Source organism: Thiohalomonas denitrificans, from assembly GCF_900102855.1.
Lineage (GTDB): Bacteria > Pseudomonadota > Gammaproteobacteria > Thiohalomonadales > Thiohalomonadaceae > Thiohalomonas > Thiohalomonas denitrificans.
In genome coordinates, this window is record NZ_FMWD01000002.1 from 134871 (window position 1) to 150288 (window position 15418).

Annotated in this window: 13 protein-coding genes and 1 pseudogene; 7 read left to right on the forward strand and 7 right to left on the reverse strand. The window is 61.3% G+C overall.

Annotated elements, in window-relative coordinates:
* Positions 1 to 138: 138 nt before the first annotated feature.
* From glnE to BLP65_RS03200, 5 genes are all read right to left on the reverse strand, one after another.
* The gene (gene glnE, locus BLP65_RS03180; RefSeq protein ID WP_092993223.1) at positions 139 to 3000 is read right to left on the reverse strand and encodes a bifunctional [glutamate--ammonia ligase]-adenylyl-L-tyrosine phosphorylase/[glutamate--ammonia-ligase] adenylyltransferase; all 2862 of its coding nucleotides are present in this window, start codon (positions 2998 to 3000) and stop codon (positions 139 to 141) included.
* 209 nt (positions 3001 to 3209) lie between these two features.
* The gene (locus BLP65_RS03185; protein WP_217631889.1) at positions 3210 to 3824 is read right to left on the reverse strand and encodes a UdgX family uracil-DNA binding protein; all 615 of its coding nucleotides are present in this window, start codon (positions 3822 to 3824) and stop codon (positions 3210 to 3212) included.
* A 130-nt stretch (positions 3825 to 3954) separates the two neighbouring features.
* Complete coding sequence (groL, locus tag BLP65_RS03190) at positions 3955 to 5607, reverse strand: chaperonin GroEL (protein WP_092992559.1); 1653 nt, start codon at positions 5605 to 5607, stop codon at positions 3955 to 3957.
* Between the two features lie 64 nt (positions 5608 to 5671).
* Positions 5672 to 5959 (reverse strand): co-chaperone GroES, encoded by a 288-nt coding sequence (locus tag BLP65_RS03195; RefSeq protein WP_092992560.1) that lies wholly within the window; start codon positions 5957 to 5959, stop codon positions 5672 to 5674.
* 272 nt (positions 5960 to 6231) lie between these two features.
* Positions 6232 to 6663: an FxsA family protein gene (locus BLP65_RS03200; protein ID WP_245688223.1), complete on the reverse strand. Its 432-nt coding sequence runs from the start codon at positions 6661 to 6663 to the stop codon at positions 6232 to 6234.
* Positions 6664 to 6768: 105 nt separating this feature from the next.
* Between BLP65_RS03200 and cutA the strand changes: the two genes are divergently transcribed.
* A complete protein-coding gene (gene cutA / locus BLP65_RS03205; protein ID WP_092992564.1) occupies positions 6769 to 7089 on the forward strand; it encodes a divalent-cation tolerance protein CutA in 321 nt (106 codons plus the stop codon).
* Between the two features lie 6 nt (positions 7090 to 7095).
* On the forward strand, positions 7096 to 9369 hold the full coding sequence (gene dsbD / locus BLP65_RS03210; RefSeq protein ID WP_092992566.1) for a protein-disulfide reductase DsbD: 2274 nt from the start codon (positions 7096 to 7098) through the stop codon (positions 9367 to 9369).
* A gap of 133 nt (positions 9370 to 9502) precedes the next feature.
* Here dsbD and BLP65_RS03215 read toward each other — a convergent pair whose 3' ends face one another.
* Both BLP65_RS03215 and BLP65_RS03220 read right to left on the reverse strand, forming a co-directional pair.
* The gene (locus BLP65_RS03215) at positions 9503 to 10690 is read right to left on the reverse strand and encodes a hypothetical protein (RefSeq protein WP_092992568.1); all 1188 of its coding nucleotides are present in this window, start codon (positions 10688 to 10690) and stop codon (positions 9503 to 9505) included.
* Positions 10687 to 11199, reverse strand: a complete 513-nt coding sequence (locus BLP65_RS03220; RefSeq protein ID WP_092992570.1) for a thioredoxin family protein — start codon at positions 11197 to 11199, stop codon at positions 10687 to 10689. Before BLP65_RS03220 ends, BLP65_RS03215 begins: the two co-directional genes overlap by 4 nt.
* A gap of 263 nt (positions 11200 to 11462) precedes the next feature.
* Here BLP65_RS03220 and aroQ point away from each other — a divergent pair, with 263 nt between their 5' ends.
* From aroQ to BLP65_RS17385, 5 genes and pseudogenes are all read left to right on the forward strand, one after another.
* Positions 11463 to 11909 (forward strand): type II 3-dehydroquinate dehydratase, encoded by a 447-nt coding sequence (gene aroQ, locus BLP65_RS03225; RefSeq protein WP_092992572.1) that lies wholly within the window; start codon positions 11463 to 11465, stop codon positions 11907 to 11909.
* 22 nt (positions 11910 to 11931) lie between these two features.
* The gene (gene accB / locus BLP65_RS03230) at positions 11932 to 12369 is read left to right on the forward strand and encodes an acetyl-CoA carboxylase biotin carboxyl carrier protein (protein ID WP_092992574.1); all 438 of its coding nucleotides are present in this window, start codon (positions 11932 to 11934) and stop codon (positions 12367 to 12369) included.
* A gap of 22 nt (positions 12370 to 12391) precedes the next feature.
* Entirely contained in the window at positions 12392 to 13732 is a 1341-nt protein-coding gene (accC, locus tag BLP65_RS03235) for an acetyl-CoA carboxylase biotin carboxylase subunit (protein WP_092992576.1), read from the forward strand.
* Positions 13733 to 13802: 70 nt separating this feature from the next.
* The gene (gene prmA / locus BLP65_RS03240; RefSeq protein ID WP_092992578.1) at positions 13803 to 14681 is read left to right on the forward strand and encodes a 50S ribosomal protein L11 methyltransferase; all 879 of its coding nucleotides are present in this window, start codon (positions 13803 to 13805) and stop codon (positions 14679 to 14681) included.
* Between the two features lie 211 nt (positions 14682 to 14892).
* A pseudogene (locus BLP65_RS17385) lies at positions 14893 to 14991 on the forward strand (MJ0042-type zinc finger domain-containing protein); the annotation flags it as partial.
* Between the last annotated feature and the right edge of the window lie 427 nt (positions 14992 to 15418).

Genomic DNA, 15418 nt, shown 5'->3' on the forward strand with positions numbered 1-15418 from the left:
CGCTCCCGCGGTTTTCCGGACTCGGCGTGGAATCTTATCGCGGCAGAGCCGCTCCTACGCTATTTACCCCGGCAACCCACCTTTAGTCAGATTTCTTTGTGCTCTTTGCGACCTTTGCGGTTTAAAGCTGTTGCTAAATCAGCCCGGCTCCATCAACCCCTGCCAAATGCGCACAACACCATCGGAATAATCGGCAAACTCATCGGCACCCACCACTGCAGGCCGGTCCTGCAGCGTCAACTGATGCACGCGCGCCCGATAGGCCCGAAAGGCGTCAGTCAGCAGGCTGACATCGACCGCGGGAATCAGGTCCCGTTCGGCAAGCCGCTCGAGCAGGCGGATATTGTCGGTGAATTCGACGAGGTCAGGGTACGTATGGGCCCAGGCCAGAACGGCATATTGCACCATAAATTCGATATCGGCGATACCGCCCCGGTCCTGCTTCAGGTCGAAACCTTGACTTCCATCCTTGCGAAGGTTGGCGCGCATCTTCTCGCGCATCTCGCGAACCTCCCGGCGCAGCTTCCCGACCTCCCGCTTGTGACTCACCACCTCGGCGCGCACGGCCTGAAAGCGTTCGGCAATACCGGGATCTCCCGCCACCGGCCGTGCACGGACCAGAGCCTGGTGCTCCCAGGTCCAGGCGCGTTCACGCTGGTAATCCTCCAATGCCTCCACACTGGTCACCAACAGCCCCGATGCACCGTTCGGGCGCAGGCGTATGTCCACTTCATAGAGCTCACCCGCGGCGGTGCGGGTATTGAGCAGGTGTACCAGGCGCTGGGCCAGGCGGGCGTAAAAGACGGCATTGTCCACCGGCCTGGCGCCGTCGGTGGTACGCCCTTCACTGGCACCACTGTGGACGAAGACCAGGTCCAGATCAGAGCCGTAGCCGAGCTCTATTCCTCCCATTTTGCCGTAGGCAATAATGGCAAAGCCCTTGTCGCAGGCGAGTTCATCACCGCACTGGGGACGGCCATGGCGATCCACCATGTGCCGCCAGGCCAGTTCCAGGACCTCGTCGAGGATGACCTCGGCCAGAGCGGTCAGGTGGTCGGAAACCACCATCAACGGCACGGCCCCGGAGACGTCCGCGGCGGCTACCCGCAAGAGAATCGCCTGCTTGAAGTGACGCAGGGCATCCATCTGCTGCTCGAGGTCGTCCGGCGGGATACGGATCAGCCGCTGGCGCAGCTCATTGGTCATCTCATCGCGTTTGGGAGGCACATACAGCGTGCGCGGATCGAGCAGCTCATCCAGCAGCTGCGGGTGCTTCTCCAGCAGCCGGCCAATCCAGGAGCTGGAGGCACAAAGCTTCACCAGCTGGGAAAGCGCCATGGGGTTCTCGACCAGCAGCGCCAGGTAGGCGGTGCGCCGGGCAACGGCACTGATGAGGCTCAGCAAGCGCTCCAGGGCTGTCTCGGGTTCGTCCATCGCCCCGGCGGCGCCAATCAACAGCGGCATCAACCGGTCCATGCGCCCCTTGCCGTGGGCCGACAGTGCGCGGTAGCTGTGGGATTCGCGGACGTTGGCCAGCGCCTTGAGTGCTTGTGCCGGTTCATTGAAACCGATCTGTTTGAGCGTATCCCGTGCCTGCTCATCGTCCTGTGTCGCCACCCACACGCCCTTGGTGTCCAGGATGTCGCTTTCGGCATGCTCCCGTTGTGGTGCGGCGAAGACCTGCTCGAAATGCTCGTGGACCCGGCGCATGTGCTGGCGCAGGTCGACTTCAAATGCCGACCAGTCGACATAGCCCATGGCCAGCGCGACCCGCATCCGGCCGGCGTCATCTTCCGGCAAATCGTGCACCTGTTGATCGGCGAATTCCTGCAGGCGATGCTCGGTATTGCGAAGGAATAGATAAGCGTCGACGAGCTCGTCAACGGCGAAGTCCGGCAGCAACTGAAAGCCGCGCAGGGCCTCGAGAACCGTCAGGATGGGTCGGCGCTGAAGGGTGGGCTCGCGACCGCCCCGGATCAACTGGAAGGCCTGGCCGATGAATTCCACCTCACGAATGCCGCCAGCTCCCAGCTTGACGTTGTTCTCCAGTCCCTTGCGCCTCACCTCCCGCTCGATCATTCCTTTCATGTCGCGCAGGGATTCAAAGGCGCCGTAATCGACATAACGGCGGAACACGAACGGCTTGAGCATCGCCATCAGTTCCTCGCCGGCCTGCCGATCGCCGGCCACCGGTCGGGCCTTGATCATGGCGTAGCGTTCCCACTCCCGGCCGTGGACCTGGTAATAGGCCTCCATGGCATCAAAACTGAGGGCCAGGGTGCTGGATTCGCCGAAGGGGCGCAGGCGCATATCGACCCGGAAGACGAAACCCTCCGCGGTGGAGCGATCCAGGGCGGTGATGAGCCGCTGGCCGAGGCGGACGAAAAATTCCTGATTGGAGGTGCTACGGCGACCGCCGCGGGTTTCGCCCTCCTCGGGGTAGGCGAAGATGAGGTCGACATCGGAGGAGAAATTGAGCTCCCGGGCACCCAGCTTGCCCATGCCCAGCACCACCAACTGTTGGGTTCTGCCATCGCTGCCGCAGGGCGTGCCCTTCTCTTCGCACTGCCATTCGTACAGCCGAACCAGGGCGCCGTCGATGCAGGCCTCCGCCAGGGCGGAAAGATCCGCGGTCACCTCGCCAAGATCGGCATAGCCGGCCAGATCACGCCAGGCGATGCGAGTCATCTCCAGCCGCCGGAAGCGGCGCAGGCGTCCCCCCAGGTCGTTCTCGTCCGAAACGCCATCAAGCGCCGCATCAAGCCGCTGCCGAAGCTCACCCTCCCCATAGGACCGCTCCAGATCGCCACTACCGAGCAGCCCCTGCAGCAGGTCGGGATTCCGGCTACAGCTCCGAGCAACGAAATCGCTGAACGCCCACACCCTTGCCAGTTCCGCCGAGGGCTCGATCGGCTGGTCCGCAGCCTCGAGATAATTTCGCCAATGGGTCAGAACCCGCTCTCCCAGGGACTCCGGAAGTCCCTCCAGAAGTGCTTCCATCGAGGAGGTATTGACCTTTTTCACCGCTCACACCGTCGGGCCGAAAAAACCTGATTGTAACAGGCGAAGAGCGGTTCCGGGGTCGGGGAACAGCGGACGGACGTACCACCGACTTGGGGCTTACCACTGAGAGCACAGAGGGATGCAACAATCGCGGGAGGCCCTCTGTGTTCTCAGTGGTTAACCGTCGTTCCGCCGGTGTGTGACTACTAACCCAGGCGTTCCGCCACCTGCCGCAGATCGGCGATGAAGCGCTCGGTTGCCTGGTGACGCTGGTCGGGGTCGGGAATGCGCAGTAGCGCGGAGGGGTGCAGAGTCACAAAGGTGGCTTCGGCCAGGTCAGTGGAGGAAAAGGTACTGCGAAAATCCATGAGGCGGACGTGGCGTCCGAAGGCGGAGACCGCGGCACTCGCCCCCAGGCATACCAGGACCTTGGGGTGCAGGACAGCCATTTCCGCCTGCAGCCAGGGCCGGCAGGCGGCGATCTCGCGTTCGGTGGGCTTCTTGTGCAAACGGCGCCCGCCCTGTGACTCCCATTTGAAGTGTTTTACCGCATTGGTGACGTAAGCCTTGTCGCGGGGGATGCCTGCCGCCTCCAGCGCCTTGTCCAGCAGACCACCCGCCGGGCCGACAAACGGTTTGCCGGTTCGATCCTCCCTGTCCCCGGGCTTTTCACCCAGAAATACAACCTCCGCCGATTCCGGCCCCTCACCAAACACCGCTTGAGTGGCATTCTCATACAGGGGACAGCCCCGGCACTCTGCCGCGGCGGCCCTGAGCCGTCCCAGATCACGGGTGTCGGGGACAAACGGCACGGCAGACATTGGCGGTTTTCTGGCCATACGCGAAGGATAGAATGGAAAACCACAGGGACACGGAGCAAGCAAAAAAAACCCCACCGGGCGAGCCCGGCGGGGTTTTTTTCAGTCAGCGACTGTGATCGAGCGCAGGGGCTTACATCATTCCGCCCATGCCACCCATACCACCCATGCCGCCCATGTCGCCCATGCCGGCACCACCTTCATCCTTCTGCGGTACCTCGGCTACCATGGCTTCGGTGGTGATCATCAGACCGGCCACGGAAGCGGCGTTCTGCAACGCATAGCGGGTCACCTTTGTCGGGTCCAGGATGCCCATCTCGATCATGTCGCCATACTCGCCGGTTCCAGCGTTATAACCGTAGTTACCTTCGCCTTCGCGAACCTTGTTGATGACCACAGAGGGCTCATCACCGGAGTTGGCCACGATCTGACGCAGCGGCTCTTCCATGGCGCGACGGGCGATGCTGATGCCGACGTCCTGATCATGGTTGTCACCCTTCAGGTCGGCCATGCCTTCAAGGGCACGGACCAGCGCAACACCACCGCCAGGCACCACACCCTCTTCCACTGCGGCGCGAGTCGCATGCAGGGCGTCTTCGACGCGGGCCTTCTTCTCCTTCATCTCCATCTCGGTGGCGGCACCCACCTTGATGACTGCCACACCGCCGGCCAGCTTGGCCACGCGCTCCTGCAGTTTTTCACGGTCGTAATCGGAGGTGGTGTCCTCGATCTGGGCACGGATCTGATTGACCCGGGCCTCGATCTCTTCAGCGCGACCGGCGCCGTCGATTACGGTGGTGTTTTCCTTGGTGACCTGCACCTTGCGGGCCTGGCCCAGGTCATCGATGGTGGCCTTTTCCAGGGTCAGTCCGACTTCCTCGGAAATCACCTGGCCACCGGTAAGGACGGCCATATCCTGCAGCATGGCCTTGCGGCGATCGCCGAAGCCGGGCGCCTTGACGGCGGCTACCTTGACGATACCGCGGATGCTGTTGACCACCAGGGTAGCCAGCGCTTCGCCTTCCACATCCTCGGAAACGATCAGCAGCGGCTTGGAGGCCTTGGCGACGCCTTCCAGGATCGGCAGCAGTTCGCGGATGTTGGAGATCTTCTTGTCGCAGAGCAGGATGTAGGGGTCATCCAGTTCGGCGGACATGGACTGCTGGTTGTTGACGAAGTAGGGCGACAGGTAGCCACGGTCGAACTGCATGCCTTCGACGACATCCAGCTCGTTTTCCAGGGACTGCCCCTCTTCAACGGTAATCACACCCTCTTTGCCCACCTTACCCATGGCATCGGCGATAATGCGGCCAATGGAGAGATCGGAGTTGGCAGAAATGGTACCAACCTGGGCGATGGCCTTGTCGTCGGTGCAGGGCTTGGAGAGATTGCGCAACTGCTCGACAGCGGCGATCACGGCCTTGTCGACGCCACGCTTCAGGTCCATCGGGTTCATGCCGGCAGCAACCGCCTTCATGCCCTCGGTGAGCACAGACTGCGCCAGCACGGTCGCTGTGGTGGTGCCGTCGCCGGCCACATCAGAAGTCTGCGAGGAGACCTCTTTCACCATCTGGGCGCCCATGTTCTCGAACCGGTCTTCCAGCTCGATCTCTTTGGCGACAGAGACGCCGTCCTTGGTGATCGTCGGAGCGCCGAAACTCTTCTCGAGCACGACGTTGCGGCCCTTCGGGCCCAGGGTCACCTTGACTGCATTGGCCAGGATGTTGACGCCATGCAGCATACGGTGACGGGCATCGTCGGAAAATCGTACTTCTTTCGCGGTCATTCTGTATTACCTCTCGACTATTCCTGGAAAACCTGACTATCGGTAGAGAAGACGTGGCGCTCGCTCAGTCGAGGATCGCCAGGATATCGTCTTCACTCATGATCAACAGGTCTTCACCTTCGTGCTTGATCTTCTGGCCGGCGTACTGGCCGAACAGGACAGTGTCGCCCTCCTTGACGTCGAGGGGGCGCACATCGCCCTTGTCGTTAACCTTGCCGTTCCCCGTAGCCAGTACTTCACCACGATTCGGTTTTTCGGCGGCGCTATCCGGGATCACGATACCGCCGGACGTGGTGCGTTCCTCTTCCATGCGACGGACGAGAACACGATCATGCAAAGGACGAATGCTCATTATTCTTCCTCTCTCCTAAGCAATTTTTGAAATTGAGAGCCTGAAACAAGTGACCGAGTGTGGCGCTGTTAGCACTCACCTCGGTTGAGTGCTAATAATATGTCCACATCGTTGAGAGTCAAGGGACGACAGAAAAAAATATAGCCGCAGTTAACCCGGGTTTTTAATCCGTTCAGCAAGAAAAAGCCGGTGTGATCGCCTTAATGTCCGGGTCGGCACATCATCGGGATGGGTGAAAGTGGTCTCGGAGAGGCAGGAAAACTTCAGGAAAATCAATCGTCCCGGTGAAAATCGCCTTCAATCGTACGTGGACCGCGTTCGTACTGGCCGGGCCCGCTGCCGGGCGGACCGAACATTCCGCGCTCGATAATCTTCCAAATCAACTTGCGGCGAAGCGGCGGCACCAGGGCCAAAAACCCGATGGCGTCCGTAAAGAAACCCGGCGTCAACAGCAGCGCCCCGGCGATCACCAGTACAACGCCCTCGAGCATCGCGATGGTGGGCAGTTCACCACGCTCCATGGCCGTGCGCGCCCGCTGGAGGGTATAGAGCCCCTGAAACCGCAGCAGCAGCGCCCCCAGCGCCGCGGTGAATACCACCAGAAAAATGGTGAACGGGGCCCCAATCGCAGAGCCTACCTTAATCAGGATGTAGATCTCGATCAGGGGAATAGCAAGAAACAGTAGAAACAGAATTCGGAACACGCCAATCTTCCGGTCGGAGAAATGAATGTTTGCTCGACGGAGCTGTCAGTATAACGGGTTCGACAACACTTTACCTGTAAACATTCATTCGGTTATCTTCGAGCCATGAGTGAATACCGCCTGGTGATTACCACCTGTCCCGACCAAAATTCCGCCGACGCGTTGGCTGCTTATCTGGTCGATCATCGGCTGGCCGCATGCGTCAATACGATTTCCGGCATGCGCTCGTACTACCAGTGGAAGGGCGAAGTCTGTAATGATGCGGAGTTCATCCTTCTTATAAAGAGCCGCGCCGACCTCTACCCACGTTTGGAAGAAACCATCGTCGAGCGTCATCCCTACGAGCTGCCGGAGGTGATCGCGCTGCCGATCGAATCGGGACTCGATGATTATTTACGCTGGATTGATGAACAAACCGGAAAATAGAACAAAATGACAAGTCGCTTCGTTGCCCTGCTGGCACTGCTTGTGCCACTGATTGCCCCTGCCGAGGAGGAGTTGCTGGCGCCGGAAGAGGCCTTCCGGTTCAGCCTGGAGGCCACCGGTCCCGATTCAGTACGCGCTACCTGGGAAGTGGCCGATGGCTACTATCTGTATCGCGACAAGCTCGATTTCAAGAGCGAAACCGAAGGCGTGAGCCTCGGCGAGCCCTCCCTTCCGCCCGGAAAGGTCAAAAATGACGAATTTTTTGGCAGGGTGGAGACCTACCGGGGACAGGTTAGCGCCGAAATCCCCATAGAGCGCGCCGCAGGGGCTCCCGACTCGCTCACCATCGATGCCGGCTCCCAGGGCTGTGCCGACCTTGGGGTCTGCTATCCCCCGCATCGCCAGAAGGCGACGGTTCGCCTGGCGTCCGCAGAATCAGCGGCCGCTTCCAATGCACGCGAGACCCTTGGCGGGGCCGGCGGCGGTAGTTTCGGGGGAGAGGACGAGGTCCTCGATCCGGATGTGGCCTTCGTCTTCTCCACAGTGGTGGTCGATGGCAATACGCTTGTCGCCCGCTGGGATATCGAGCCGGAACATTACCTGTACCGCGATAAACTCAACTTTGAGCTCCGGGACAGCGACGGGGTTTCTCTGGGTACCCCGCGGATTCCCGCTGGCAAGGAGAAGAATGACGAGTTCTTCGGGCGCATCCAGGTCTTCTATGATGAGGTTGAGGTCCGCCTTCCCCTCAACCGCGAGAACCTGGAACCGACCGATGTGATGCTGGTAGCCGGATACCAGGGCTGCGCCGATGCGGGGATCTGTTATCCGCCCATGAAGAAAGAGGCGGTACTAGAACTGCCGGCCGGCACAGCGACGGCATCGGAGTCCGATTCAGAATCAGAATCGACACAAGCGGAGCCGGCCCCGATCACACCACCCAGCGACGAGCCGCTCTCCGAGCAGGACAGCCTGGCTCAGTCCCTGGCCACCGGCAGCACCACGCTCGTTCTCGGTACCTTCTTTGTATTGGGGCTACTGCTCGCCTTTACCCCGTGCGTATTCCCGATGATCCCGATCCTGTCGAGCATCATTGTCGGCCAGGGCGATGGCCTGACCACCCGCAAGGCATTCACCCTGTCGTCGGTCTACGTGCTGGCAATGGCGGTCACCTACACGGTTGCAGGGGTAATTGCCGGACTGTTCGGCGCCAATCTGCAGGCCGCCTTCCAGGATCCCTGGATCCTCTCCGCGTTCGCGGCCGTGTTCGTATTGCTGTCACTGTCGATGTTCGGCTTCTATGAACTCCAGCTGCCCTCCCGCTGGCAGAGCAAGCTGAGCGAAGTCAGCAACCGACAGCAGGGCGGTTCGCTGACCGGGGTGGCCATCATGGGGCTGCTTTCGGCACTAATCGTCGGCCCGTGCGTGGCACCGCCACTGATGGGCGCATTGATTTACATCGGCCAGACTGGAGACCCCTGGCTGGGTGGTGCCGCCCTGTTCGCCCTTTCCATGGGCATGGGCGCCCCGCTGATCGCCATCGGAACCGCCGGCGGCAAGCTGCTGCCACGAGCCGGCGGCTGGATGGATGCCGTCAAGGCGGTATTCGGTGTCATGCTGCTGGCGGTAGCCATCTGGATGCTGGAGCGTATCCTTCCCGGCTGGGTCGCCATGCTCCTGTGGTCGCTGCTGGCGATCGTCTCCGCCATCTACATGGGCGCTCTGGAGCCGGTTCACGAGGGCGCCTCCGGCTGGCGACGGCTGTTCAAGGGCTTGGGCGTTACGCTGCTGATCTATGGTGTTCTGGTACTTATCGGTGTGAGCAGTGGCGGGCGGGATCCACTCGCCCCGCTGAATCATATGCGCTTCGCCGGTGCCGCGGGCGGTGCAATCAGTGCCCAGCCGGCGCACCTGGAATTCGAATCGATGAAAACCGTGGCCGATCTGGAGCGGGCGATCGAATCCGCCGCCCAAAAGGGTCAGCCGTTGATGCTCGACTTCTACGCCGACTGGTGCGTCACCTGCAAGGAGATGGAGAAATACACCTTCTCCGACCCGCAGGTTATCGCTGCCCTGTCCGGAGCCCGACTCCTCCAGGCCGACGTCACCGCCAATGACGACGCGGACAAGGCCCTGCTCAAGGAGCTGGGGCTGATTGGGCCACCGGCAATCCTGTTCTGGGACGGGAATGGCGAGGAGAAACGCAACTACCGCGTCGTCGGCTTCATGGAACCGGAGAAATTCGCGCCGCATGTGGAGCGGGCGATCGGGAAGCAGTGAGAAATTACGGAGCGTCGTAGTTCTTCAGTTGCAGGTCTGCCTTCCGGCCGTCAGTCTTGTGTCGGGATTGAGCCCGATTTGCGACCACGGACAAGCCGGTGCATTCTAAAGAATGCACCGCACTTCAATTCCGTCACTCAACCCATTCAGCCGTGCTGTAACGGATCTCGACTGGTCCTTTTTCCGGACGGTGGAGCCAGGCCAAGTGCAGGCGTTCACCCTCGAATTCAATCACCGGATGGGTCTGGGCACCGGGCCCGGACCCGCCTTCGAAGGTGATATCCGAACTCCACTCGCCCTCTCCGGTACGCCAGCTTAGCCAGAGATCCGGGGTACCGTCGCGGGGGTCGTCCCACGCGGTGACGATGCGGCCCCGGGCGGAAACCGCAACGTCGGGGTGCCATTGGGGCTGATTCTCGCCGAACAGATCCTGGGTCAATTCGTTGGGGCCAAAGTTCTGGCCGCCGTCCCGGCTGACCGCGGCATAGATGTCATAGCCACCCCGGAACTCGCGCTTATCCATCCAGGTCGCCGCCAGGAGCTTGCCTTCACTTGCCAAAGCAACGCGGGTCACACCGGAGCCCCGCCCGAATCTGGCGCTGCCGGCGGGCGGCAGCTCGTTGAGACCTTTCGGCTCGGTGAAGGCGCCGCCCTCTTCCGGGCGGGCCGTATACAGCCGGGTATGGCCATGGCGCCGGTCTTCCCAGGCGAGCAACGGACCGCCAGGCACGGGGGCAAGCGTGGGATAGAGCTGCGAACCTCGCGGTGTCTCGGCATCGGCGGGCCGCTTTTCGCGCAGTGCCGGACCCTCTGCCGTAAAGAGCAGTCCGGCAACGGTGATGCGACCGACGCCGCCCTCCTGCTCGGACCAGGCCGCGTGGACATCCCCCTTCTCATCGGTGGCTAGGGTAACCTGGGCCCCTGCCTCACTGAGGGTGGCGATGGGACCGACCTCGCTATCCATGCGCCGGGCCAGCACCTTCCCATCCTGTTCCCACGCGACCACGAAGCCGCCATCGACGGTGGTAACTGCTGGTTCATAGGCCGACCCGGTGCGGTTGACCGCTTGGGGCGACGTAAAGTGCTCGGTGCGCGGTGCTTTGGTGGCCAGATAGATCCCGGGCTGCCCACTGCGGTTATCTTCCCAAACCAGGGCAACGACGCCGTCCCCGGTGATCGCCATACTCTGCCTGCCGGCCGCTTCCAGGTGAGGAAACACCCCTTCCACCCCTTTCCCGCTGACCACCACCGGTTCGGTAAACTGCCAGTCGGCCAGCCCGACAACGGGCAGGCCCATCACGAGCACCAGCAGGCTTCTCATGAATCCCCCCGCAGGAACTCCAGGAGTTCCTGTTTTTGGTAGTGCCCGCCGGCAACGTAGCGGTCGAATGCCAGGAACTCCTCCGCCGTCTTGAAGCCGGGTGCCTTGAAAATCATCTCCCCATCCTTCTCCAGATAGGCGAACACCGGCGTGGCGAAGACGTTCATCCGCGCCCCCAGCTCCATTTCCGTCAACCTCTCGCCATTGGGCAGGGTCAAACGATTGCCACTTTCCGCATCGACATAGACCAGCACATAGTGCTCTTCATAGGCCTGCCGAACCCGCTCATCAGAAAACGACTCCTTGTTGGTCTTCTCACACCAGCCGCAGCCGTAACGGCCGAAATAGAGAAAGACCGGCTTCCCCTCCGAATCGGCCTGGCGAAGCCCTTCATCGTAGGCAACGAACGGATATCCGGCAGGGGGATCAGCCCACACGGCTGTGGAGACCAGAAGACCGAGTAAAACGAACAAGCGCGAATAGCGACGAATTTCAGCTCGATTACGCATGATTTTTCCACCGTTTTTCTTCACAGGAGGATAACCGCCTATTCGTGCGGACACCAACCGTGACCTCGGTCACACTGAAAAAGAGTGAATCTTGCGACAATCCGCATGGAAATGACCCGCATTTCTAGTTATCTGGACATGGAAATTATCATGGGGCACAATGATACGAAGAGCGCGACAATGCTAACAACTCGCCGGTATCAGTGCCGAAATGGGGCGCTATTGACGGCATTTCTACCAGTATCGGATGTTGGAACTCCATTATGGCCAAGCTCTTGGTGCTCAACGGCCCCAATCTTAATCTCCTGGGTACTCGGGAGCCATCGCTTTACGGCAACGATACCCTCGCGAGCATCGATTCGAGGCTCGCCGAAATCGCCCGCGATGGGGGTCATGAACTCACCAGCTTCCAGAGCAATGCCGAACACGAATTGGTGGAACGGGTGCATAGGGCCCTCGATGAGAGGGTCGAGTTCATCATCATTAACCCGGCCGCCTTTACCCATACCAGTGTGGCGCTGAGAGATGCGCTTTCCGGAGCGGCCATCCCGTTTATCGAAGTGCACCTGTCCAACGTGCACGCGCGAGAGGCCTTCCGGCGACACTCTTATTTTTCCGATATCGCCCATGGGGTAATCAGCGGCCTTGGCGCCGTCGGTTACGAACTGGCACTGAAGGCGGCTTTGTGCCGCATCTCCGAACAGGCTTAACAGATTACAGGTTCAACGCACGATGGACATCCGCAAGGTCAAGAAGCTCATAGAACTGCTGGAGGAATCCGGTATAGCCGAGATCGAGATTCACGAAGGTGAAGAATCGGTCCGCATCAGCCGCAATACCCACTCTGCGGCACCGGCGCCGGCACCCGTGGTAGCGGCTCCGGCTGCAGAGGCCCCCGCTCCCGCACCGGAGCCGGCCGAACCGGAAATGCCGTCAGGTCATCAGGTCACCTCACCGATCGTCGGCACGTATTACAGCTCTCCCTCTCCCGGGGTGAAGGCGTTTGTCGAAGAGGGCCAGCGGGTGAACGCGGGGGATACCCTCTGCATCATCGAGGCCATGAAGATCATGAACCAGATCGAGGCCGACAAGACCGGCACCGTAAAGGCCGTGTTGGTAGAGAATGGACAGCCGGTGGAATTCGGCCAGCCATTGGTCGTCATTGAATAAAAGCCGGGAAGCGGAAAGACCCATGTTCGACAAGATCATAATCGCCAACCGCGGTGAAATCGCGCTGCGCATCCTGCGCGCCTGCCACGAATTGGGCATCAGGACGGTAGCCGTCCATTCGGATGCCGATCGCGACCTCAAGCACGTACGGCTTGCCGACGAGTCCGTCTGTATCGGGCCGGCCTCTTCGGCCGAAAGCTACCTCAATATCCCGGCCCTGATCAGCGCCGCTGAGGTCACCGACTCCACCGCCATTCACCCCGGATACGGCTTCCTTTCCGAAAACGCCGATTTCGCCGAGAGGGTGGAGCAGAGTGGCTTCGTATTCATTGGCCCGAGGTCGGAAAGCATCCGCCTGATGGGCGACAAGGTCTCGGCCATCGCGGCCATGAAGAAGACGGGCGTACCCTGCGTGCCCGGCTCCGATGGCCCGCTCGGTGAAGATCCGGATGAAAACATTCGCATTGCCGAGGAGATCGGCTATCCGGTCATTATAAAGGCAGCCGGAGGCGGCGGAGGCCGCGGCATGCGGGTCGTCCATACCGAGGCCTCCTTGCTGGGCGCCATCTCCCTGACCCAGACCGAGGCAGCCAACGCATTCGGCAACGCTACCGTCTACATGGAGAAATTCCTCGAGAATCCACGCCACGTGGAGATCCAGGTACTGGCTGATACCCAGGGCAATGCCATCCATCTCGGCGAGCGCGACTGCTCCATGCAGCGGCGCCACCAGAAGGTCATCGAGGAGGCGCCAGCACCCGGCATCGACAATGAGACGCGTGAGCGCATCGGCTCCCGGTGCGCCAACGCCTGCGTGGAACTCGGCTACCGCGGTGCGGGCACTTTCGAGTTTCTGTACGAGGATGGCGAATTCTATTTCATCGAGATGAACACCCGGGTACAGGTGGAACATCCGGTTTCGGAAATGGTTACCGGTGTGGATATCGTCAAGGAGCAGATTCGTATCGCTGCCGGACTACCTCTCTCCTATCGGCAGGAGGACATCAAGGTCCGCGGACACGCCATCGAATGCCGCATCAATGCCGAGGATCCGGCCAATTTCATGCCCTCTCCCGGCAAGATCACCCAACTGCATATGCCGGGCGGCCCGGGTATTCGGGTCGATTCACATATCTACAACGGCTACACCGTACCGCCCTATTACGATTCGATGATCGGCAAGCTCATAGCGCACGGAGAAACCCGTGAATCGGCGCTGGCCCGGATGCGCACGGCGCTGCGGGAGGTCATCATCGAGGGCATCAAGACCAATGTACCGTTGCATCAGGACCTCGTGAAGGACGCTGCCTTTCAGGCCGGCGGCACCAACATCCATTATCTCGAGAAAAAGCTGGGGCTGTAGCGATTGGGGATCGGAGATTGGGAGTCGGGAATTGCAGTTGAATCTGAAATTGAAAATCGGTAACTGCTAATTGCCCTGGCTACAGCTCATTCTTGAAACCGATGCCGAAAGTGCCGACCGGCTGTCGGAGCAGCTCAGCGAGGCAGGTGCCGCCGCCGTCACTCTCAATGACAGTGCCGACCAGCCGCTTTTCGAGCCGCTCCCCGGAGCCACCCCGCTCTGGAGTCACACCCGGGTGATTGGCCTTTTCCCCGCTGACACGGATATGGACGCCCTTGTGGGGAGCCTCGTGCGGGAGTACGCGCCGGAACCACTACCTCCGCATCGGGTAGAGCCGCTGGAGGACAAGGACTGGACCCGCGCCTGGATGGACACCTTCAAGCCGATGCGTTTTGGCGAACGGCTCTGGATCGTGCCGAGCTGGTGCGAGCCGCCAAGCCCCGGGGATGTCAACATCCTGCTGGATCCCGGCCTGGCATTTGGCACGGGCACGCATGCCACTACCCGGCTCTGCCTGGAGTGGCTCGACGGACAGGCGCTAAACGGAAAAGAGGTGCTGGATTACGGGTGCGGCTCGGGAATCCTGGCCATCGCCGCTGCCAAGCTGGGGGCCAGCCATATCCGGGCGGTGGACATCGATCCGCAGGCCCTTGTCGCCACCGCCGACAACGCGGCTCGAAACGGTTGCGAAGCCCTCATCGAGCCCCTCCTGCCCGGACAGCTACCGCCGATGCAGTTTGACCTGCTGACGGCCAACATCCTCGCCACGCCCCTGATCGAACTGGCTCCCACCCTGTCAGCGCTGGTGCGGCCCGGCGGAGCCATGGTGCTGTCGGGCATCCTCCCCGACCAGGCCGATGCCGTCGCCGCCGCCTACCGTCCCGCATTCGAAGTGGGCCCCTCGGTGGAACAGGATGGGTGGGTCCGGCTCAGTGGGACCCGGACCTGAATCACGACGAAGATGCCAACCGCACGACACAATGGTGCGGGGCAATTGCAGCGAAAACGGCCTTGCTATAGCGTGAAACGGTAAAGGCACCGCAAACGGCGGAAAGTCGGAGACCCGGAGCGACGATACCCTTGCACCGGTCGCTCATATCGTCCACCGAAGGATTGGACTACAATCGGCTCGGCTGCAGTCGCTCAGAACCCGCTAACGCATGTATACCCAGTGCCCCAACTGCCAGACCGTTTTTCGAGTCGGTACACCGCAATTGCGCGCGGCTGCCGGCAAGGTACGTTGTGGCCGCTGCAGTGCGATATTTGACGCCCTTGCCCACCGCACCTTGCGGGAACTCGAAGGCATGGCGGCAGATGAATTGCCCCTTACATCCCCGCCCGAACCCGTCACGCCGGCTTTGCAACCGGAAGGGCCCCGCATCGCCCCACCGGAAACCGGGCCGTCCTCTCCTGGGGAGCTTCCCGGGGAGACCCCACGGGAGCCAGAGCGCCAGGCGGCAGTTCAGCCCCGGGAAACCGCTTCACCACCGGAAACCATCCTCTCCCCACCACCCGGGGAGAATCCCGTTCAAACTCCGCACGCGCCGGAACACCCGGCGACGGTTGATCCCCGGGAAAGCACGCTGTCATCGGAAACCGGAGGGGCTGCAACGTTCGGGAAAGCTTCGGGGGAAATCCGTCATCACCCGGAAAATCGGACAACCACCCGGGCAGGGACCGCCGGTC

Excerpts from the sequence above, each read along its gene's own strand:
- glnE (WP_092993223.1), bottom strand. The coding sequence starts at position 3,000 with ATGGAAGCACTTCTGGAGGGACTTCCGGAGTCCCTGGGAGAGCGGGTT.
- BLP65_RS03185 (WP_217631889.1), bottom strand. The coding sequence starts at position 3,824 with ATGTCTGCCGTGCCGTTTGTCCCCGACACCCGTGATCTGGGACGGCTC.
- groL (WP_092992559.1), bottom strand. The coding sequence starts at position 5,607 with ATGACCGCGAAAGAAGTACGATTTTCCGACGATGCCCGTCACCGTATG.
- BLP65_RS03195 (WP_092992560.1), bottom strand. The coding sequence starts at position 5,959 with ATGAGCATTCGTCCTTTGCATGATCGTGTTCTCGTCCGTCGCATGGAA.
- cutA (WP_092992564.1), top strand. The coding sequence starts at position 6,769 with ATGAGTGAATACCGCCTGGTGATTACCACCTGTCCCGACCAAAATTCC.
- dsbD (WP_092992566.1), top strand. The coding sequence starts at position 7,096 with ATGACAAGTCGCTTCGTTGCCCTGCTGGCACTGCTTGTGCCACTGATT.
- BLP65_RS03215 (WP_092992568.1), bottom strand. The coding sequence starts at position 10,690 with ATGAGAAGCCTGCTGGTGCTCGTGATGGGCCTGCCCGTTGTCGGGCTG.
- BLP65_RS03220 (WP_092992570.1), bottom strand. The coding sequence starts at position 11,199 with ATGCGTAATCGAGCTGAAATTCGTCGCTATTCGCGCTTGTTCGTTTTA.
- aroQ (WP_092992572.1), top strand. The coding sequence starts at position 11,463 with ATGGCCAAGCTCTTGGTGCTCAACGGCCCCAATCTTAATCTCCTGGGT.
- accB (WP_092992574.1), top strand. The coding sequence starts at position 11,932 with ATGGACATCCGCAAGGTCAAGAAGCTCATAGAACTGCTGGAGGAATCC.
- accC (WP_092992576.1), top strand. The coding sequence starts at position 12,392 with ATGTTCGACAAGATCATAATCGCCAACCGCGGTGAAATCGCGCTGCGC.